1 pseudogene is annotated in these 741 nt (G+C 72.6%); it reads right to left on the reverse strand.

The annotated features are described in order from the left end of the window. Positions 1-741 (reverse strand): annotated as a pseudogene (locus E1258_RS33785) (hypothetical protein); the annotation flags it as partial.

Below are 741 nucleotides of genomic sequence, written 5' to 3' on the forward strand. Positions count from 1 at the left end.
CCACCGCACCGCGTACAGGGGATCGTGGACCTGCGCTGCCTCGCGGGGGGGTGCGACGCTGACCTCGCCGATGGTGACGACGGGCAACCCGGCCGCATCGGTGAGATCGACTCGCCACGTCCGGTCGTCCCGGGCGGTGGCATGGACGTGCAGGACGGTGGCGCCAGCGGCGTAGACGGTCACGTCGCGCCAGTCGGTGACCTCGAGGTCGGTGTCGATCAGCTCGTGCAGGGCCGATTCGAGGAGCGCGGGGTGCAGCGCGAAGCGGCCGGCTTCGTCGTGCTGCTCGGCGGGCAGGGCCACCTCGATGAAGTCGCCGCCCGGCGGTACCGCGACGGGCGCGTCCGCGGTCAGTGTTCCGGTGGCGTTCTCGATCCACGTGCCGGTCGTCTCGTCCCGTGAGAAGATCCGGACGGGTCGAACGCCGGTGCCGTCGTCCGCGCCGATGTGCACCTGGATGTCGGCCGGGCAGCTCGGCGCCTGGTGCACGGTGAGCCGACGCAGGTGGGTGGCACCGGCTTCGTCCCCGGCCCGGATCGCGAGCTCGAGCAGGAGCGCGCCGGCCGACCACTCCCGGCCGGACTCCGGCAGGCGACCGGTGATCAGCAGTTCGTCGCCTCCGGCGACGGGTACCAGGGCGCCCAGGACGGGGTGCGTGACCGCCTGCAGGCCGGCGGTGGTGACGTCCCCGCTGACCCCGCTCGGGGTCAACCAGTAGCGCTGGTGTTGGAAGGGATACGT

Origin of the sequence: Micromonospora sp. KC207, from assembly GCF_004348615.1 — a bacterium.
In the GTDB taxonomy this organism is placed as follows: domain Bacteria; phylum Actinomycetota; class Actinomycetes; order Mycobacteriales; family Micromonosporaceae; genus Micromonospora.